This window comes from Sulfurimonas sp. NWX79 (genome assembly GCF_039667035.1).
GTDB classification, from domain to species: Bacteria; Campylobacterota; Campylobacteria; order Campylobacterales; family Sulfurimonadaceae; genus Sulfurimonas; species Sulfurimonas indica.
Genome location: NZ_JALCZL010000002.1, coordinates 15,172 through 35,582 on the forward strand (window position 1 = coordinate 15,172; position 20,411 = coordinate 35,582).

At 38.6% G+C, this 20,411-nt stretch carries 20 protein-coding genes; 4 read left to right on the top strand and 16 right to left on the bottom strand.

Features of this window, described 5'->3' with window-relative positions; genetic code table 11:
* Nucleotides 1-9: 9 nt before the first annotated feature.
* From MNY27_RS01075 to MNY27_RS01085, 3 genes are all read right to left on the bottom strand, one after another.
* Nucleotides 10-1,548: a SulP family inorganic anion transporter gene (locus MNY27_RS01075; RefSeq protein ID WP_346391778.1), complete on the bottom strand. Its 1,539-nt coding sequence runs from the start codon at nt 1,546-1,548 to the stop codon at nt 10-12.
* 1 nt (nt 1,549) lies between these two features.
* On the bottom strand, nt 1,550-4,177 hold the full coding sequence (locus MNY27_RS01080; RefSeq protein ID WP_152183884.1) for a valine--tRNA ligase: 2,628 nt from the start codon (nt 4,175-4,177) through the stop codon (nt 1,550-1,552).
* An 82-nt stretch (nt 4,178-4,259) separates the two neighbouring features.
* Nucleotides 4,260-5,078: a GGDEF domain-containing protein gene (locus tag MNY27_RS01085; protein ID WP_152183883.1), complete on the bottom strand. Its 819-nt coding sequence runs from the start codon at nt 5,076-5,078 to the stop codon at nt 4,260-4,262.
* Nucleotides 5,079-5,201: 123 nt separating this feature from the next.
* Here MNY27_RS01085 and MNY27_RS01090 point away from each other — a divergent pair, with 123 nt between their 5' ends.
* Complete coding sequence (locus tag MNY27_RS01090; protein WP_152183882.1) at nt 5,202-7,280, top strand: ATP-dependent helicase; 2,079 nt, start codon at nt 5,202-5,204, stop codon at nt 7,278-7,280.
* Here MNY27_RS01090 and MNY27_RS01095 read toward each other — a convergent pair.
* From MNY27_RS01095 to MNY27_RS01145, 11 genes are all read right to left on the bottom strand, one after another.
* Complete coding sequence (locus MNY27_RS01095) at nt 7,277-8,062, bottom strand: EI24 domain-containing protein (RefSeq protein ID WP_152183881.1); 786 nt, start codon at nt 8,060-8,062, stop codon at nt 7,277-7,279. The two genes, MNY27_RS01090 and MNY27_RS01095, sit on opposite strands and share 4 nt — an antisense overlap.
* Nucleotides 8,063-8,584: a YtfJ family protein gene (locus MNY27_RS01100; RefSeq protein ID WP_152183880.1), complete on the bottom strand. Its 522-nt coding sequence runs from the start codon at nt 8,582-8,584 to the stop codon at nt 8,063-8,065.
* A complete protein-coding gene (locus MNY27_RS01105; protein ID WP_152183879.1) occupies nt 8,581-9,540 on the bottom strand; it encodes a DUF3137 domain-containing protein in 960 nt (319 codons plus the stop codon). Before MNY27_RS01105 ends, MNY27_RS01100 begins: the two co-directional genes overlap by 4 nt.
* A 5-nt stretch (nt 9,541-9,545) precedes the next feature.
* A complete protein-coding gene (locus MNY27_RS01110; protein WP_152183878.1) occupies nt 9,546-10,103 on the bottom strand; it encodes a LemA family protein in 558 nt (185 codons plus the stop codon).
* 101 nt (nt 10,104-10,204) lie between these two features.
* Entirely contained in the window at nt 10,205-11,398 is a 1,194-nt protein-coding gene (locus MNY27_RS01115) for an NAD(P)/FAD-dependent oxidoreductase (protein ID WP_188109454.1), read from the bottom strand.
* Nucleotides 11,398-12,093, bottom strand: coding sequence for a TIGR01621 family pseudouridine synthase (locus MNY27_RS01120; RefSeq protein WP_152183877.1), 696 nt, complete (start codon nt 12,091-12,093; stop codon nt 11,398-11,400). Before MNY27_RS01120 ends, MNY27_RS01115 begins: the two co-directional genes overlap by 1 nt.
* A gap of 2 nt (nt 12,094-12,095) precedes the next feature.
* Nucleotides 12,096-14,318, bottom strand: a complete 2,223-nt coding sequence (locus tag MNY27_RS01125; RefSeq protein ID WP_152183876.1) for an endonuclease MutS2 — start codon at nt 14,316-14,318, stop codon at nt 12,096-12,098.
* Nucleotides 14,309-14,638 (bottom strand): hypothetical protein, encoded by a 330-nt coding sequence (locus MNY27_RS01130; protein ID WP_152183875.1) that lies wholly within the window; start codon nt 14,636-14,638, stop codon nt 14,309-14,311. The genes MNY27_RS01125 and MNY27_RS01130 overlap by 10 nt, the downstream gene beginning before the upstream one ends.
* On the bottom strand, nt 14,639-15,952 hold the full coding sequence (murC, locus tag MNY27_RS01135; protein WP_152183874.1) for a UDP-N-acetylmuramate--L-alanine ligase: 1,314 nt from the start codon (nt 15,950-15,952) through the stop codon (nt 14,639-14,641).
* A gap of 5 nt (nt 15,953-15,957) precedes the next feature.
* Nucleotides 15,958-16,458 carry a hypothetical protein gene (locus tag MNY27_RS01140; protein ID WP_152183873.1) on the bottom strand — a complete coding sequence of 167 codons (501 nt, stop codon included), beginning with the start codon at nt 16,456-16,458 and terminating at the stop codon, nt 15,958-15,960.
* Nucleotides 16,451-17,590, bottom strand: coding sequence for a succinyldiaminopimelate transaminase (locus MNY27_RS01145; protein ID WP_152183872.1), 1,140 nt, complete (start codon nt 17,588-17,590; stop codon nt 16,451-16,453). Before MNY27_RS01145 ends, MNY27_RS01140 begins: the two co-directional genes overlap by 8 nt.
* Before the next feature lie 65 nt (nt 17,591-17,655).
* Between MNY27_RS01145 and MNY27_RS01150 the strand changes: the two genes are divergently transcribed.
* Complete coding sequence (locus tag MNY27_RS01150; protein WP_152183871.1) at nt 17,656-18,510, top strand: hypothetical protein; 855 nt, start codon at nt 17,656-17,658, stop codon at nt 18,508-18,510.
* 18 nt (nt 18,511-18,528) lie between these two features.
* Complete coding sequence (locus tag MNY27_RS01155; RefSeq protein WP_152183870.1) at nt 18,529-19,041, top strand: c-type cytochrome; 513 nt, start codon at nt 18,529-18,531, stop codon at nt 19,039-19,041.
* Here MNY27_RS01155 and MNY27_RS01160 read toward each other — a convergent pair.
* Complete coding sequence (locus tag MNY27_RS01160) at nt 19,038-19,766, bottom strand: response regulator transcription factor (protein ID WP_152183869.1); 729 nt, start codon at nt 19,764-19,766, stop codon at nt 19,038-19,040. The two genes, MNY27_RS01155 and MNY27_RS01160, sit on opposite strands and share 4 nt — an antisense overlap.
* Nucleotides 19,767-19,865: 99 nt before the next feature.
* On the opposite strand from MNY27_RS01160, the gene thiS reads away from it, so the two are divergent.
* Nucleotides 19,866-20,066, top strand: coding sequence for a sulfur carrier protein ThiS (gene thiS / locus MNY27_RS01165; protein ID WP_152183868.1), 201 nt, complete (start codon nt 19,866-19,868; stop codon nt 20,064-20,066).
* Here thiS and acpS read toward each other — a convergent pair.
* Nucleotides 20,034-20,411: a holo-ACP synthase gene (acpS, locus tag MNY27_RS01170; protein ID WP_152183867.1), complete on the bottom strand. Its 378-nt coding sequence runs from the start codon at nt 20,409-20,411 to the stop codon at nt 20,034-20,036. The two genes, thiS and acpS, sit on opposite strands and share 33 nt — an antisense overlap.

Genomic DNA, 20,411 nt, shown 5'->3' on the forward strand with positions numbered 1-20,411 from the left:
GACTCCCTCCTAATAGTTAAATGCAACCTTGTATGTTGGATCATCCTCTTCATAGGTACAGTGTGGTCCTGCTTTTTTCATGATAGCTTTACAATCTCTGCTTAAGTGGCGCAACAGAAGGTTTTTCCCTGTATCTTCATATTTTTTTACAAGGGCATCAATCGCTTCAACGCCTGAAAAGTCTAGAACACGAGCATTTTTAAAATCAATAACCACTTTAGGAGGGTCATTTTTAATGTCAAAATTATCTGAAAATGTTGTAGCGCTTCCAAAAAAGAGCGGACCTTCTAGCTCATAAACCTTTGTTCCGTCTGCTTCTACGTGAGTCTTTGCCCAGATACGTGCATGTCTCCAAGCAAAAACAAGAGCAGAGATGATAACTCCGGCAATCACAGCTACCGCCAAATCTTCAACAACGGTAATGATGGTCACAACTACCATGACAAAAACGTCAGCACGTGGCATATGCTTGAGATGTGAAAAACTCGACCACTCAAATGTCCCGATACTCACCATAAACATGATTCCAACAAGAACACCTACAGGAATGGCATTGAGAACATCTGTAAGTGAGACTACCAAAATGAGAAGACCGACCGCTGCAGTAAATGAAGAGAGACGTCCAAGTCCACCAGAAGTGTAATTGATGATAGATTGTCCAATCATTGCACAACCTGCCATACCACCGAAGAAACCACTTGCGATATTTCCACATCCAAGAGCGATACACTCTTGGTTCCCACTGCCCCGTGTACCGCTCATCTCATCAAGAACAGCCAAAGTAAGCAGGGACTCAATAAGCCCGACAAGCGCCATAATAACAGCATATGGGAGCACCATAATGATAGCATCAAGACTAAAGAGAGTATCTGGAATGATGAGGTGCGGCAGCTGTCCTTTAAACTGACTCAGATCTGCCAAATCACCAACTGTAAGCGTATCAATACCTGCAAAATATACTACAAGGGAGATAAGTACAATGGCAACAAGACCAGATGGTACTGCTTTTGTGAATTTTGGAAGTATATACATGATGAGCATAGTAATAATTACTATGGCATACATTATCCAGCTTTGTCCCTCAAAAAATTTAAACTGTGCCATGGCAATAACAATAGCCAGTCCGTTCACAAAACCATAAAGTGCCGGTTGCGGTACAAGACGAATGAATTTTCCAAGTTTGAAAACTCCAAAAAGTACTTGAATAAGACCTGCAATGATAGTAGCAAGCAGGACATAATTGAGCATATGTATATAGAGTTCATCTCCGGTGTAGCCTTGGCCTTTTAGAAGGTTGTTTGCTTCAATAACAAGACCAATGATAACAACAGCAACACTTCCCGTCGCACCACTAATCATACCCGGTTTTCCACCGATCAGTGCAGTGATAAGACCTAAGATAAAAGCAGTATAAAGCCCGACAATAGGGCTTACTTCTGCGATGAAACTAAAAGCAATAGCTTCTGGTACAAGTGCAACGGCAACGACAAGCCCAGAGAGAATATCATTTTTGATATTTGGTGATGTATATTTTCTTATATCAAACAAATTATGCCTTTAGAGAGCTAAGCTGCTCTAAAACTTTTTCTCTTTTCGCTTGGGCTTCTGCAAGTGCTTCACGATTTTTCTCGAGTACATCTGCAGGAGCATTGGCTACGAAACGCTCATTATTAAGCATGCCATTTAGTTTTCCTATCTCTTTTTGGAGTTTTTCAGCCTGTTTTGTAAGTTTGTTGATGATAGGTGTCAGATCAATTGAGTCAGTAGGGATGAAAGTCTCACATTTGTCTGCGATGTCACTGACCGCATTTTCGATTTTTTCTTCTGTAAACTCCAGGTTTTCTACTTTTGCAAGTTTTGCGATAAACGGTGTCATCATTGCTTTATCTTTGTCAGATATACCATCAATCTTCACAAAAGCTTTCTCGATTTTTTGGTTTGCCATATCAACAAGTACTTTTGCACGGCGGATTGAGACAATAGCATCCATGATAATTTCAAATTTTGCTTCTTCTTTACGCTGTTTTGTTTTATGAGGGAATTTTTGAATCATAATGGACTCACCATCTTCAAGGCTAGTTCCACTGAGTTGATGGTAAAGATGCTCTGTGATAAACGGCATAAAAGGGTGGAGTAGTTTCATTGCTTCTTTAAAGATAGCACCAAGTTCTACTACAGCACCTTTGTCTGCTTTAGAGAGTTCGATTCCCCAGTCACAAAACTCGTTCCATAAAAATCTGTACATCGTAAGGGCTGCATCATTGAATTTATACTCATCAAGATAGGCACGTACCTCTTTTGTTGCTAGGTTCAAGCGGCTCATCATATAGCGACCTAAATCACTCTCAACACAAAATCCTGCCATATCAGGGAAAGTCTCTACATTCATCTGCAGATATTTTGCTGCATTGTAGAGCTTGTTCGTAAAGTTACGGTTGAGTTGGAGTTTCTCCTCGCTCATTCTGATATCACGCCCTTGTGCAGCAGAGATTGCCAGAGTAAAGCGTAAAATATCTGCAGAGTATTTATTAACCATATCAAGTGGATCGATAACGTTACCTTTTGACTTACTCATCTTTTGACCATGCTCATCACGTACAAGTGCGTGCAGATAGATATCTTTAAACGGTAGTTCACCAATGAAGTGCTCACCCATCATCATCATACGTGCTACCCAGAAGAAAAGAATGTCAAAACCGGTAATAAGAAGTGCATTCGGATAGAACTCTTTCATATCTTCTGATTTGAAAAGTTTGTCCATCTCGACATCACCATTCCCCCAACCAAGAGTTGAAAATGGCCAGAGTGCAGAGCTAAACCAAGTATCAAGTACATCAGGGTCCTGATGGAAATTTTTAGAGGCACATTTTGGACAAGCTGCCGGGTGTTCTTCAGTAGAAGCAAACTCATGTCCACAATCATCGCAGTAAAATACAGGAATCTGATGTCCCCACCAAAGTTGGCGTGAGATACACCAGTCACGAAGTTCACCCATCCAAGAGTTGTAAGAGTTTATCCAGTGTGGTGGGAAGAATTTTGCTTCACCTGCATTTGTTTTTTCGATGGACTTATCTGCTACCTCTTTACGTACGAACCACTGTTTTGAGATGTAAGGCTCAACTACGTTTTTACATCTGTAACAGTGTCCTACCTGGTGTTTATGGTCTTCGATTTTTACAATAAAACCTTCTTCTTCAAGGCGTTTTACGATAATATCACGCGCTTCTAAACGCTCTAAACCTTTAAACTCTCCTGCATAATCGTTAAGAATTCCTTTTTCATCAAAAACAGTGATAAACTCAAGGTCATGACGTTTTCCAACTTCGTAGTCATTCTGGTCATGAGCAGGTGTTACTTTTACCACACCTGTTCCGAACTCCATATCTACGTGAGTATCGGCGATGATTTTTACTTTTCTCTCTAAAAGTGGAAGTTTTATCTCTTTTCCGATGATATCAATGTAGCGCTCATCATCAGGATGAACCATAACAGCAGTATCTCCAAAATATGTCTCTGGACGAGTTGTTGCGACTTCAACAAAACCGCTTCCATCAGCAAATGGGTACTTGATGTGGTAAAACTTTCCATCTTCTTCTTCGTGTTCTACCTCGATATCAGAGAGTGCACCATCATGTGTACACCAGTTGACCATGTAGTTTCCACGAACGATCAAACCTTCATTGTAAAGATGAACGAATGCCTCACGCACAGACTTTTGCAGTCCTTCATCCATTGTAAAGCGCTCTCTTTCCCATGCAGGAGATACACCCATTTTACGGAGCTGTTCTGTCATGATACCGGCAGATTCTGCTTTCCATTTCCAAGCACGTTCTAAGAAAGCTTCACGGCCTATCTCCTCTTTTGTTGTTCCTTCTGCTAGGAGCTGTTTTTCAACTACGTTTTGTGTTGCGATTCCGGCATGGTCAGTTCCTGGTTGCCAGAGTGTCTTGAATCCATCCATACGTTTGTAACGAGTGATGATATCTTGGAGTGTAAATGTGAGTGCATGACCGATATGAAGGCGCCCTGTCACATTTGGAGGTGGCATCATAATTGCGAAGTGTTTATCTTCTTCTTGGATGTTTTTGTTGCCATCTACTTCAAAGTATTTGCGCTCTTCCCAAATCTTGTAGTATTTGTATTCTGTCTCTTGTGGATTGTACTTGTTTTCTGACATAATATTATCGCCTTAAAATCTATTAAATTTCGCGATTATATCCAAATATAGGTGAGGATTTGCTTATGTATTCAGAGGTTGTCTATATACCTGTAATTCTACTTTTGATCTTTACTTTATCATTGTACATATTTTTATCTGCATTTTCGATGATTTCTGCTAAGGAGTCGTTTTGCTGAAAGCTTGCTAGACCGAAAGAAAAGCTCAGTGTAAACATCTCTTCATGTGCTTTTAATTTTTTGGCAAGAATACTCTCTCTTGTCTTATGCAGACGTTTTGTTGCAAGATTTTCATGAGTACTTTCTGGAAATAAGATGATAAATTCATCTCCTCCGTAACGAACGATATCTCTTTCAATACTTTTTAAGTGGTTTGCCATAAAGATGAGAACTTTATCACCTATGATATGGCCATAGGTATCATTGATGAGTTTAAAGTAGTTTAGATCTATAATAGCAAGCAGACCGTTTTTTGTAAATCTTTTCTCATCATCTATATAGTTGTCATGAAGCCATTTTCGATTATAAGTATGTGTCAGTTCATCTCGATATACAGACTCTTTAAGTTTTTCTACTTCTTGACGAAGTGCCTCTGTCTCTTTGAGGACATCTTGAAGCAGTGTTTCATTTTTGTCTCGCATAGCAGTGATGGCTTTGGTTGTCGTTTCACTGAGTATGTTGGCATTTTTACTTGTTTGTGATTGTAATTCTGTTAAAAAGGAACACTCTTTTTGTAAAATTTCGCGTGAAATCTCATCTTCATTTTCTAAGGACAGATCATGATCATCTGCATACTTTGAAAATACGGAAGCATAGATACTTGGTGTGACAATATCCATATTTAAGATACTGTCTCTAGTATCATTTGTTACAATCTGCAAGAGATTTTCACTGTTTTGCATTTTCACAAGTACTCCAAATAATATTTGAGGACATTCTAACATCTTTACTATTAAATGGATGTTATATTGGTTGTTAATAAATATAATTAGCACACTTTAATAGTTACAAGGTATAATTCCGCCATGCCATTATCGCGTTTAAATGAAGAGCAGTATGCAGCTGCTACTTCCTCGTCCAATCAAAACCTTATTATCGCTTCTGCCGGAACTGGAAAGACTTCTACCATAGTAGGTAGGATAGCCTATCTTTTAAACTCCGGTATAGCCCCGCAAGAGATACTTCTGCTGACCTTTACCAACAAGGCTGCCGCTGAAATGGTTGCTCGTGTAGCAGAGTATTTTGGTGCAGATGTAGCTAAGAGAATAGATGCGGGAACTTTTCATGCTGTAAGTTACCGATGGCTTAAAAAACGCGATAAACGAGTTGTACTCAAACAGCAACGTGAACTTAAAACGCTCTTTCGTTCTGTATTTGAAAAGCGATCTTTTATGCACATAGATGCAGATGTTCAGCCCTATGGAGGTAACTATCTGTATGATCTTTACTCCTACTATCAAAACACAGAGTTAGAGAAACATTTTGAGTCTTGGCTTGTTGAAAACTATCCTGAGCATGAGCTCTTTGCAATGATATATGCCGATGTGGTCGATGAGTTTGAAGCTTTAAAAAAAGAGTATGGTTTTTTAAACTTCAATGACCTGCTTTTGGAGTTTCGAAAGATGGCCAAAGAGGCAGAACTCGGCTACAAAGAGGTACTTGTTGATGAGTACCAAGATACCAATGCGCTCCAAGGCACACTTATCGATGCGATGAATCCACCATCACTTTTTTGTGTTGGAGATTATGACCAGAGTATCTATGCTTTTAATGGTGCAGATATCACGATCATTGGTTCATTTACGAAAAAATATCCTGATGCAGTTGTTCATACTTTGACAAAGAACTACCGTTCAACGATGCCAATTTTGTCTCTGGCAAATAAGGTTATAGAGATAAATGAGAGAATTTATCCGAAAAAACTAGAAGTTACCAGAAACTATGATGCCGAGCTTCCAAAACTTCTGGCATTCGATGAGCTTTTTGACCAGTATCACGGTGTAGCGGACAAGATCTCACAAACTGCTACACCACGTGAGGAGATAGCTGTTATTTTTCGTAATAACTCCTCTGCGGATGGTATAGAAGTAGGACTGCGTGAGCTTGGTATCAACTGTAAGCGCAAAGGTGGAACGAGCTTTTTTGATTCACGTGAGGTAAAAGCTGTCCTTGATCTGTATACACTGCTTGTCAATGAGTCTGATATGATGGCTTTCATTCATCTTTTTGAATTTGCACGTGGCATTGGGTCTGCGATGGCAAAAGAGCTTTACATCGCTCTGAAATCTTTAGGGCACGGCAGTATGTTTTATGGCTTGTATGCACCTGATGAATCACAGAAAAATCCTTTTGAGAAGCGTAAGCTCAACCATCAGCTCGGTCTCTTTGATGACTTTTTAGAACTCGGTGCAGTAGGGAAGTATGCAAAGCTTGGATTTGAATCAAAATTTATGAAAAATCCAATCCTCAAGCATCCGAAGCTCACAAAAGAGTCAGCAACTTTTTTACATAATTTCTATCTGCTTTTTCGTGATTTAAAGGGCATTAAACAGCCCCGAACAATCGTACGTAAGATTGCAGATTCTGAGCTTTTTAAATACATCAGTGAGTATCTCTCCACAAAAAGAGCAACTCTTAAAGACGGAAGTATTGATGAGAAGCAAAAAGAGGAGTCGATGGTACGTATCTCACGTAAGATGCTTCTACTGCAGGACTTGGCGAAACCTTACTCTGAGCATGACAGGTTTTTAAATGCGATGATACTGGGCTCATCTGACCTCACGCAGGGTGAAGGAGTGAACCTTTTAAGCGTGCATGCAAGTAAAGGTTTGGAGTATAAAGAGGTCTATGTAGTGGATTTAATGGATGGTCGTTTTCCAAATAGGAAGCTGATGCAGCGAGGTGGCAGTCTTGATGAAGAGAGACGTCTCTTTTATGTAGCAGTTACGCGTGCAAAAGATATACTTTATCTAAGCTATGCAAAGTATGACAAAATTAAAAAACAGAACTTTCTACCAAGTCAGTTTCTTTATGAAGCCGGCTTGGTTGCAAAAGATGAAAACTATCGAGCGCTTGTTATGAAGGAAGAGAAAGAGGAGGACTAAGCCTCATTTCTTAACTGTCTCACTGTTATAAAGTAACTGTGTCCGAGATAGATAACATAAAAAACCGAAGCAAAAAATATAACGAACGGGATAAGTGAGAGCAGATAGAGCCCCAAAGTTTTAAGTCTGAGTGTACTTTCATAAAAAAAGCGAATCTTCATGTCTTCCTCTTTTGTACAGATACTAGAACTTACATCATAAGTCATCATCTTATGGAAGAAGTAGTAAAGTGGTAGATTAAAGGCGATAACATTGATGAAGGGAATGAAGTAGAGCGGTATCATCACTAAAAAGAGAATGATCATTACAAAAATCCATTTCATTGCTAAAAAGAGACCCTCAATGGCATTGGAGTGTCCTATCATTTCTACATCCTGATAATGACGCATCTGAATCTCTTTTAAGATCATATGCGTTAAAAATCCGATAACAATCACTGCAACAAAGATGGAGAGATAAAGTGTCATAAAGCCACCAATGGTATAGACTAAAAATGTAGCTATCCATGAGGTAAGTGCAGAGCTCATTAAAAATTTGATAATAGCCGTACCTTCAAGTGTGGCTGTAAAACTATCTGTGTGAGGGATGCCATTTTCAATGGTAGTTTGTGTAGAGTTTACTTCCAATGTTCCAAGTTGCTCAAGCCCGATACCCGCTACTATGAAAAAGAGGATATAAAGTACTATCATACTGATAACAAAAGGGAGTATAGAGTACTGCAACATCTTTGCAGTAAAAAGATCTTGAATACTTTTTTTTAAAATTCCTGTTTCATCATTCATCTATAGGTTTTCCTCAATGAGAGTAAATGCTTTTTGTATATCATCTTCGCTCATTTTACCAGATTTATAAAAAAGGAGTTTTCCGTTTTTATCAAAAATGAGGACATTGGAAGCATCATCACCAAGTTCCCACTCTCCAACTAAGACTTTGTTTTTATCTTTTACATAGATAGTGTCAGGAAACTCTTCTTGTTTACCTTTGAGTATAGACTCGATAACAAAGTTTGGTTTCCATGTTGCAGCTAAGTTGATAATAGCGATACTTCCGTATGCACCTTTTTTTCTATACTCTTTTTTCTTCAACGCCTGCGTGAAATGTTCATTTACATCTTTTTCATCAGGATCAACATAAAACATTACATAGACATTCTCTTTAAGCATAGATGAACTCCAAGCAGCACCATCTTTAACGAGTCCACCATTCTCACCTGAAATGCTTACTTCTTTAGGTTTTTCACCAACCGTAACTGCAAAAAGATTCAGTGTAGCTAAGAGCGCTACTATTCCCATTTTTATTTTCATACTTTACTCCATAGTTTTTGATTGAGTTTTAACTCTTCAACGATTCCAATCACGAGATGCAGTGTTGAAACATACTCCATTGCTATTTTATAGTTTAATAGTGAATGAAAAACAGATGGCTCAAACATATCATCATTATACTCTATGGCCATGTAGATTTTTCCACCTACAAAAGAGACATATATTGGCTGTTTTGTTTTCTTTTTATAATTGAGAAGTTTTTGCATAAGCGTATGCGTGAGGATATATCTGGCTTCTACCTGATCTGTTCCATAGACAACGAACTCTTTTTCAAAATCAACATTGTCCATTTTAATGAGCTCATCGCGTGAGAAGTTATTTGCCTGTAGCCAGCCGCCGATGAGGTCTCCCAAGAGAGACTGTGCACTATCAGGGAGTATAACGGTCTGTCCATGAAATTTTTTATGAAAATCAGAGACGATAAAAAGCCCTTTAAATATTTTCTCCCATGATTCTCTGCCTTTTGAACCTTTATGCTTTTTTTCTGCATGAAAATCTGAAAAAGCGATATCGATGTTGTCGATTTTTCCTCGTACATAATCATTTCCACTCACTCTGTCTGGGCGGCTTGTAAAGAGTTTTGAACGGTTGAAGTTTGAAAGAGGAATATGAAGGTCCGGAAGATAGTCTAAGTTTTCATCTATCTCTTTGATAAGTGGAGCGATGATCTTTTGTTTAAAGTCACTTGCATAATCACTTATAAGAAACTTGTATATCCATGCCCATCCTGCAATATAAAAGATAGCTATATAGACAAAAGCTTCAAACTCCAGATATTTAAAGATAGAAAAGACGATACCAAAAACAATGAGTGTATAAAAGATTCCTATCTTTATCACTTTGCTTTTAACGGCTTCTCTCTCTTTCTCTAGCTCCTCTAAGACAGGGTAGAGTGTTTTATAGTAAAAGTCTGTAAGCTCACTGATAGTTTTCATAAAAATTATTTAGCAAAAAGTTCACTTACATTTACATTTTTTCGTTCATTTTTACTGATAACAAAGACATCTTTTGCTTTGTAGCCCATTATTGAAGCCATAAAATTTGTTGGTATCATCTCCAAAGCATTGTTGTAATCTGTCACAGCCTGATTGTAAGCACGACGAGCTGCAGCGATCTGCTCTTCTACTTCATTTAAAGAGCGTTGCAGATGCATCACGTTTTCATTTGCTTTTAAATCAGGATAGTTCTCTACTGCTATCATTATAGAGCCCAGTGTTTTTGTGGTCTTAGCATCAAGGTCAATTTTTTGTTTATCAGAGAGATTTGGTTTATTTGCTTCACTTCTAAGCTTTGTAACCTCTTCTAAAAGAGATTTTTCATGCTCCATATACTTTGATACCGAAGCAACAAGATTTGGGATGAGGTTATAACGCTTCTTTAACTGTGTATCGACACTTGCAAAAATATTATCTACCTGATTTTTCTTTGCAACTAAAGAGTTGTACATCAAAACAAGGATGATCGCTATTACAATTACTATGATCAAGGATGTTGACATATTGTGCCTTTTATCTGTTTTTATTAGACTTCTAGCATAACTCCTATATGTCTCAACACTTTATAGGAGTTATGCAAGAAGTCTATTATAGCAGAAGCAGATTAGTTTTTTATAATATCCTGTGCAGCCAAATAAGCAGAACTCCAGGCAAAGGCAAAGTTATAGCCTCCACGTCGTCCGACAATGTCTAAAACCTCTCCCGTAAAGTAGAGGTTTTTTTGCTTAAGTGACTCATATGTTTTTGGATTTATCTCACTGACATCTATGCCACCACCGCTTACTTCTGCATGACGAAAGCCGTGGGTATCTTCTACTTCAAAGCGCCAGTTTAGTATGGTGTTTGCTATTTTTTTAGCAAGTTTTGGTGTAAGTTCTGCTCCTTTTATTGCGTGAGAAAGTTGTAAGTAATCAAGCAGATTTGTCACTATTTTTATTGGAAGCAGGCCTGTTAAGATATCTAAGAGCCTAAAAGCAGGATGTTTTTTTGCTACATTTATGATGTGTGCAGAGAGTTTTTGCATAGTAAAGTTTGGCAGGAGGTTTAGTGCTATACTTACATGCGAAAACTCTAAAAGTGCTTCACTCGCACCTTGTGAGATGTCAAGTATGGCAAAACCTGATACGCCGTAGTTTGTAAAAAGAATATCACCACTTGTTGTTAGCTCTTTTTGGTGGTTTATAAAGAGTGTCACTTCACCATCTACTTTTGCTCCTGCCATTTTATGTACTATTTTGGAGTCTATTTCTAACTGAACCAAAGATGGATAGGCCGGAATGATGTTGTGTCCAAACTCTTGAGCGAATGCTTCTCCGTCACTGCACCCTCCAAGGTGACTTGCAGCTCGTGAGCCGGTAGCTACAACTACTGCATCATATTTGTTAAGAAACTCTTTTACAGAGTTGATCTTTGCATTGAGGTGAATGATAACGCCCAGCTCACGAGTACGCTCTTCAAAGATACGTGCTACACTCTTTGCTTCATTACTCAGTGGGTAGACTCTTCCATCAGTTTTGCTATCTAAAAGCAGTCCCATCGATTCTATATATTTTTTAAAATGGTTAAATCCAAAAGAGTTGAGTGCATAATTGACAAAGTCAGGATTTTGTCCAAAGTAGTCTGCAGCTGAGAGATTTTGATTGCTTATATTACAGCGGCCGTTCCCTGAGACTAAAATCTTTTTGGCAAGTTTGTTGTTTTGTTCAAACAGACTTACTTCACATCCTGCTTCTGCACAAAGAATTGCACAAAAAAGACCGCTCGCCCCTCCACCGATTATTGCTACTTTTTGTGCCATCAGAAGAGCCCCCATGGTTTTTGATATTTTTCCTGGAGTATCTCACGCAGATCATTCGTGCAAAATCGTTCTCCCTCACGTGGAGCTACAATATAACTATACTCTTTATTCTCAAAAGTAAAATGCAATCCATAGGCATGTAGATAGCCACGTTCTTCTTTTTTTGCAACAGTAGCATCTGCGTAGCGGATATCTCCTGCAACTGGAGCACCGATACTTTTAAGTGCCACACGAATTTGATGTGTTTTACCTGTATGTGGCTTAATAAGAAAAAGACGTTCATTTGGACGGGTGGAAGTCGAGAGAAACTGTGTTATGGCAGGATTGTTCTTTGTCTGTAACAGTTTATAACTTCCTCTGCGTGAGGGTACCATATCAGCTTTTATCCATCCCTGCTTTTTCTTTGGTTTACGCGTAGAAATGGCAAGATAAAACTTTTCTATCTTTCGCTCTTCAAACATTGTGGCAAATTTGTTGGCAGACTCACTTGATTTAGTAAGTAAAATAAGTCCTGAGGTCATTTTATCTAGTCTATGCACGCTGTAAAGCTCATTTGTGCTCAAAAGTTCTTGGGCTAAAACAACAAAACCTTGCTCACCGTCTTCACAGTGAAAGTTCATACCTGCAGGCTTGTAAAAAAGTACAAAATCTTTTTCATCGGCAATGATATCTGCCTGCGTGAGAACTTTTTGCATCACTAGAGATGTACCACTTTTGCACCAAATCCACCCATATGTTGCGGTGCATCTTCAAAGCTTTTGACGCGAGGATGCTGTTTTAGAAACTCTTTGACAGCATAGGAGAGTTTACCTGTACCTATACCATGATAGATAAGCACTTCATCCCAACCGTTGATAAGTGCATCATTTAAGAACTTATCAAGTGTTTCTGTTGCTTCCTCAGCTCGCATTCCATGCAAGTCGCATTTGAGACCTGCTTTTTTCGTGACATTAAGATTGACATCGGTACGTGGCTTTTGTTTGATGATTTTAGTTGGTTTGAGATGTTTTGTTTGAACACGAACTTTCATACCGTTTACTTCAACGATAGCCTCATTTTTGCCTTTCATAGCGACAATGACACCACTTTGTGAGTGGTATTTTACTTCATCGCCGACTTTAAAGGAAACATCCCGTTTGATGAGTTCTTTTTCCTCTTTTGGAAGCTGTTTTTTTGCTTTGTTCATGGCACGGTGAATGGCTTTTGTATCACCCTCACGTGCTGCTTTTTTCGCTTCATTGATAGCAAGTTCATACTCTTGTTTGAGTTGTGCTTTTTGTTTTTGCAGCTCTTGGTTCAATTGCTCTTTTTGCTCTTTTAAAGATTGCTCTTTTTTACGAAGCTCTTCTAGTTTTTTATCTGCTTCTTGATGTTTATGTTTTAGCTCGCGCTCTAGCTGACTTCCTCGTTCTATAAGCATGGAGAGCTTTTGGGAGTTATCACCATAGACTTTTTTTGCTTCATTGACAAGATTGTTTGCTATTCCATAGCGTGAGGCTGTTTCAAAAGCATAACTCTTACCGATGATACCTTGCATAAACTCATAGGTAGGACGGCGATTTTCTTCATCATAGATGGCCGCCATCAGTTCCACATCGTCACGGTCAGCCATAAGTGCGGCAAGACGTTTGTGGTGGGTTGTAACTACGACTTTGTGTCCCCGTTTTATCAAATCATCCAAGATGACCTTAAAAAGAGCCGCAGCTTCGTCAGAATCAGTCCCGAGTTCTATCTCATCGACACCGATAAGTGCATTTTTATAGCTAAAGAGATGAGCGAACTGCTGCATACGTCCCGCAAATGTAGAGATGTCATTTTTGACATTTTGCGGATCATCGATGATGGCTTCAATCGCTTTGAAGTTTCCGATGTGAGATTTTGCTGCATTGAGTTTCATCGGTATGATGTACTTTGCCATAAATGCAGCTGCTAGAATGGATTTTAGAAGCATTGTCTTACCACCGGCATTGACACCTGTTATCATTAGTATATTTTTTGAAAAATCAACACTGATGGGTTTTGCATGGTGTAGAGCAGGGTGAATGAATTCCTGCAAGAGTATTTTGGAATCTTTTTGACTCTTTAAGAGTTCAAGGTTTTTACTCTTAGCAAACAGTACACGTGCCTGATAGTTGTCAAACTTGGTAAACTCTTTGTCTATAAAATTTATAAAAGGAAGCAACTCTGTAAGTTTTTGTGAGAACTCTTTTGCATAGGTGTAAAATATTGCCTCACGCTCTTGTTCTATGTAGCGGATCTTCTCTTTTGTTTTTAAGATATTATCCGGTGCCACGTAGAAAAAGCCTCCGCTTGAACGCCCAATAACAGCACCTTTGAGTACATGATTAAAACCACCTCGAACAAGCAGACACTCTTCATTGTTGATGTAGTGAATCTGTGTATCGACGAGATAGCCGACAAGTTTGGAGCTGTTCATCATACGTTTGAGTGCTCCACTCATCTCATTTTTGTACTCTTTTATTCGCTGTGAGAGTCCAAAGAGTGTCTCATCAAGATTCTCTTCAAATTTTCCTTCGGTTGTGAAGTACTTCTCTATCTCAAAAAAGCTTGCAGGTACGACAAACTTCTTCATCCACTCACCGATAAGTCCGTCAAGCTCACGTTTTTGAAAGTAGCGAAAATATCTGACAATTTTGACTATCTCAAATATCTGATCAAAGTTCAACACACCATGCTTTTTAAGATGGAGTTTTATCTCTGTAAAGTCAGCAATTTTTGGCGGTGCTTTAAATTCAAGCTTGTCAAGTGCTGTAATGTAGCGAAAGTGAAGTTCTTGATCGCCTTCAATGTAGAGGGTATGTTTGCGTGAGAAAAAACTCTCAAACTCTGCAATGTGGTTTTGCAGGTCAAGCTGATGGATCAACTTTGTTATTTTATTGGACTTTGTATCTACTGACATGTGAAAGCATCAATCATCTCTGCATAGTGCGGAGTATTTTTCTTTCCTATAAAAGTGTAGGTGCCAATGCTAAGAGAGTAAGTTGAGCTGTTTATATCCCTATTGCCGCAATGGATGGTCTTTCCCTGTTCATATTTTACAACGACTTCAAGCATTTTCTCTCGCTGTTTCTTTTTGTAGTTGTTATAAGCAATAGCTGCCATGATTGTCAGAGTAAAAGTAAGTGCCACAGAGAGCTTCTGTCTTGTAGTGAGTTCTGTAAAGTAGTGCATTGCAAGGAAGAATATCCCTACAATGATGAGTCCGTAAATATAGCCCACTTAATTGACACCTCTGATCTGATAGGTTATATCACCCGCACCAAAACCGATGATAAGACCTTTATCAAGCGTTTCAAGCTCTTTTTTGTCTTTTACCACGGTAATAGTATTGTTGGCTCGTTTGATAGAGTCTGCCATTGTTAGATTGTAGTTTTTAAATTTCTTTTCAAAGTCAATCTCACGTGGAGCTTCACTCGCTGCCCAGACAGGGAGGATGATAAGCTCATCAGCACCCTCAAAACATTTGATAAACTCATCAAGATTATCAATCGTACGTGAGTACTTATGCGGCTGCCAGATAGCAGTGATCTTGTCAAAACCTTTAAGCTGTGCATACTCTTTTACTGATTCAAAAGTAGCTTTAATCTCAGTAGGGTGATGTCCGTAATCATCGATGATAACACTCTTGTCTTCTAGTCCCACAATATCAAAACGCTTTTTAATTCCTTTAAATGTAAGGAGTTTTCTGCGAATATCTTCAATATCCATAGAATCTGATGCTGCAAGGATTGCCAAAGCTGCATCTAATGCGATATGCTTTCCAAATCCCCAAACATCAAAGCTTCCAAGGTCACGAAACTTAAAGCGAGTGTGTGGCTCGTTGTTGATGAGTACATACTCAATGTCATAAATATCTTTTGAGGGGTAGAGCCACTTAGCATCCACTTCATCGATGAGTGTTGCTAAGAATGGATCTTCAGCATTGAGCACACGACATTTTGCTGATTTTATAAATGTTTTGTATGAGTCATAAAAACGCTCATAGTTATAGTCATAGTACTCCATATGTTCAGGCTCTGCATTGATGACAATGGCACAGTATGGGTTAGAGTTTAAAAAACTTCCGTCACTCTCATCGGCTTCAAATATCATGACATCTGTTGTATCATCATAATGAACATTGGAGCCAAATGCTTTGGACTCTGCTCCGATGATGGCTGAACCATTCATAATGGAAGCAAGAATTGCTGTTGTTGTACTTTTTCCGTGTGCACCGGCAATAGAATAAACCTTTTGGTCATCTAAGATTTTTAGCAGAGCTTCACGGCGAGCTAAGACTTCGATGCCTTTTTCTTTTGCTGCAACTATTTCAGGATTGTCAGGGCGTATGATGGCAGAGTGAACGACCAGATCCTGGTTTGTTATTGCAGAGCTTGCGTGAGGGATGGTTATATCAATATCAAGTGCACGAAGTTTTTTGGTGATAAGTGTATCTTTAATGTCAGAACCACTTACTTGATGCCCTTTGTGTTGCATATACTGTGCAAGTCCTGAAATACCTATACCACCGATGCCGATAAAATGAATCTTCATACTGTTCATCCCTCTTTGCTTTTGTTATTGTCTAGCAATTCTTGTGCCTTTTTTGTAAAGTAACTGACATAAAATGTTCCGGCTTTTTCAGTTGCCGGTAAGTCAGCTATCTTCTCTAGAAAATCGTCCAAAGAGAGATTCTCTGAAGCCGCTCTCTGATGGAGTTTCATAGCGTTTGAGAATTTTTCATCACGACTAAGTCCGCCAAGTACTTCAAAGAGTGCTGCCGCATCACTTGCTTTTCCTACACTATAGTGCTCCATTGCATACTCATAGAGCGCACGAAGGGTTGCGAAATCCTGAACATCACTCATATCCATCACGCGGTGAGATTCAAGTGTATCTGTCAGCTTTTCCAACGCTAAGTCCAAGATGTTTGCATAGTATCCGTGAAGTGTCTCTTCATCAAAAAGTTCATGCACTTCTTGCTCTAGTATGTACAAAGAGGCGATGTCTGCTGATTTTTGTGCCTCTAAGATTTTCTTTTTCAATGTCTCTTTACTCACCTAAACACTCCTTGATGTGCATTAATGCTTCTTTTGTTTTCTCTGAAGACTCTACAAGAGCGATACGGATGTATCCAACTCCGGGATTTTGACCTTTTGCATCTTCACGTGCCAAAAACTCTCCTGGTAGCACTTTCACATTGTACTTCTCATAGAGCTTTTGTGTAAATGCAAGTGCATCACCGACATCTATCCAGAGATAAAATGTAGCCTCTGGAATCTCTGTTCCCAAAATCTCTTTTGCAATAGCAAAATTTTGACGATAGACCTCACGTGAGCTCTCTACGTGAGACTCTTCATCCCATGCAAGAGCTGCTGCATGTTGCAGAGGCAGAGGTGAAGCACACCCTACGTAAGTACGATACTTCATATACTCTTTTAGTATCTCTTGGTCACCTGCGATGAAGCCCGAACGAAGTCCCGGTGCAGATGAGCGTTTTGAGATGGAGTTGATAACAAGAATGTTTTTAAAGTTTTCATTGCCAACAGCTTTTGCAGCTTCAAGCAGTGAAGGAATAGAGCTTTGTGTATAGATCTCGCTGTAGCACTCATCATTAAGCAGTACAAAATCATGTTTGAGAGCAAGTTTTACCCACGCACCCAACTCTTCGAGTGAGAGTGTTGCAGTTGTAGGATTGTTTGGAAAGTTTAAGATAACAAGGTCACAGCGTGCCAAATCTGCTTCATTGATTTGCGGTTTGAAGTCATTCTCTTGTGTGAGGTTGAGATGAATCACCTCAGAACGTGTTGCAATGGCAGCACCCTCATAGATCTGATAAAAAGGGTTTGTATAGGCCATCACGCTTTTTTCTTTGTCAAAAAGCAGGAATTGAGGGAAGTTGAAAAGTACCTCACGTGTACCGAACGTCGGAATTATCTCAGCATCACTGAGTGTGACATTGAATCTTCTTTTTACAAAGTTACGCATTGCCTCACGCAGCTCTATCTCACCTGTTGTCTTTGGGTATTTTTTTAGAAGTGGAGAGGCTGTTTGTAGCGCTTTTTGGATAAATTCCGGAGTTTCAAACTGTGGTTCACCGATTGTTAAAACAGAGGGTGCATAGTTTTTATTTGGTATAATGTTTTTTAGTAGTTCATTTAGTTTTTCAAATGGATATGGTTCAAAATGCATAGTTTTCTCTTATTTATTTCATGCAATTATATCGAAAAACTATTTATTAACCATTAGGAGTTTTTATGAAAGTTTGGCTGACACTTATAATCGCAGCTCTTTTTGTTTTCAATCTATTCTTAGAGATCGACAAAGAAGCGATGCAGATTTTGGATGCTTCGTTTGAGAGAGCAATGGTAGCTTTTGGTCTGGCAAAAGCACTCAATGCCGTTATCTCCCTGATTCAGGGTACCGAACTCTCTTTGACTCCTGTAGGTATTGGGTTTAATTTCAGTGTGGGAGAGGTGCTTGATCCTTTTAATGATATGGTCGAACGTTTTTCATGGGTGATGCTTTTTTCTTCCATATCTTTGGGAGTGCAAAAACTTCTTTTGACACTGAGTGGAAAAGTTTTTCTACAGTTTGCTTTGGGTGTGAGTGCTCTTGTCAGTATTGGAATTTTATGGATGAAACAGCTGCAAAACAGACTCTTTTTCAGTATAAGCTTAAAGTTTTTCGCACTTTTGATAATACTGCGTTTTAGTGCAATTATCTTCGTTTACAGTTCACAGTTGATGTATGATGCTTTGCTTGATGAGCAGTATCAAGAAGCGACACAGGTCATTACAACGACCAAAGAAGAGCTTGAAGATATTCAGACGAGAAACAAAGCAATTTTGCAAACGGAAAAAGAGAGTGGATTTTTTCATTCACTTGACAACAAATATAACAATATCGTTGATAGTCTCAATATCTCAAAACAACTTGATGCTCTGCAACAAAGCATTGATGATGCAACACATAACATCATTACGCTCATCACTGTTTTTGTATTTCAAACACTGCTTTTTCCTCTTTTTTATCTCTGGATATTGCTATGGCTGATACGATGGATATTTGCTTATGAAAATGATAAACTAAAATTATTGTACAATAACTAAAATCGATAAGGAGAAAAAATGAAAATAATTTTATCTGTAGCAGTAGCACTTTTTTTACTGGGATGTAGTGATAATAAATCAAACACGCAAGAGAGTAAAAGTGTAGCACCTGCACAAACAGAGGTCGTTGAAAAAGTTACTGCTGTTGAAAAAAAAACAGCGCCAACAGAAGAAAAAGTAGTTGTAGCAGAAGAGAAAACAACTCCTACTGAGACACAAGAGAGTGTTGTTGAAGAAGTTGTGTCTACTGCAACAACAGAAGCTCCTAAAGTTGAAACAGCAACTCCGGCAGTAGATGGAGCAAAACTTTTTACAGTATGTTCGAGTTGTCATGGAGCTCACGGTGAGAAAAAAGCACTTGGAAAATCACAGATTATTCAAGGTTGGCAGACTTCTCAGGTTGTTACTGCATTAAAAGGCTACCAGGATGGTACATACGGTGGTGCTATGAAAGGAGTGATGAAAGGTCAGGCTGCAAAACTCAGTGATGCTGAGATCAATGCTTTAGCAGAGTATATCTCAAAGCTCTAAGAGGCTGAGACAACTCTGTACCCAACTCCATAGACACTTTCTATGGAGTCTTGAGGAACTTTTTTACGAAGTTTCGAGACAAGTTTTCTAATGTTTTGAGCGTCAATGTTCTCATTTTGTTGGAGATAATAATTGACAATCTCTTCATTTGAAAATATCTTTCCTACCTGACCTGTTAAAAGATCAAGAAAAATAATCTCATATTTTGTTAAGTAGACATTTTCTCTACTATTCATAAGGAGTTTGTTTTCTCTGTCATAACTAAAGTTAGCATTTAAAGCGATAAGAGTGAGATTATTCTGTATATTTTCTGGCTCTTCTTTGTTTATTATCGATTTTGAAACCTTTAAAAGGGCATCAAGAAGCTCTTGGTAATCAATGGGTTTTTTTATGAACTTTGCGACACTCATATTGATAAGTGGAATAAGATACTTAGACTCATCATGAGCAGATAATATGATGATTTTTTGTGCTGGATTTAGCTCATAAATCTTCTTTGTAAGTTCGATACCATCCATCAGGGGCATTCTTATGTCAGATAAAACGATATCATATTGATTTTTCTGGTAAAGCTCAAGAGCTTCCTTTCCTTCAGATACGGCATCAACATGATGAAAAAAATTATTAAGTATCTCTGTTGTATTTTCTCGCAGCTCTGTATGGTCTTCTGCAAATAAAAGGCTAAGCTCTTTTGTATAGTGGAGTAACTCTTTTGAATGTATCATCTTTAATGTTTCTTTAGTTTTTTGGTAAGTATATCAACTATTGATTATATATTCAAGAAACAGTGATACAATTTTAAAAATTAATCAACAGGTTTTTAAATGAAAGTAATAATCAACGGTGAAACAAGAGAATTTACACAAGATATAACACTCCAAGAGATACTTAAACAGTTGTCTCTGGAGGGTAAAGTTATGGCTGCGGCCGTCAATATGAACATCGTAAAACAGGATGTGTGGGAGAGTTATGTTGTCCAGGAGGGAGATAAGCTAGAACTCCTTGATTTTGTCGGCGGAGGATGAAGATTCGACAGTAACAACAGCAATAGCATACTCTCCATCATGGGTGATAGAGAGTGCAACATCTCTAATATGAAATTTTTCAATAACTTTGCGTGAGAGGGCTATTTTTGGAGCACCTTTTTCATCTTTATAGATTTTAATGTCATGAAAGGAACACTCTTTTCCGATGCCACTTCCAATAGCTTTTGCAAGTGCCTCTTTTGCAGCCCAGTATCCTGCAGCATTTTTAGCATTTTTGACAAGAACTCTCTCATCTTTGGAAAGAAATCTATGGAGACCTTTCTCTCCAAAGCGCTCCATAAGGCTTTGCATTCGAGAGGTTTTGATTATGTCAATTCCTATCAT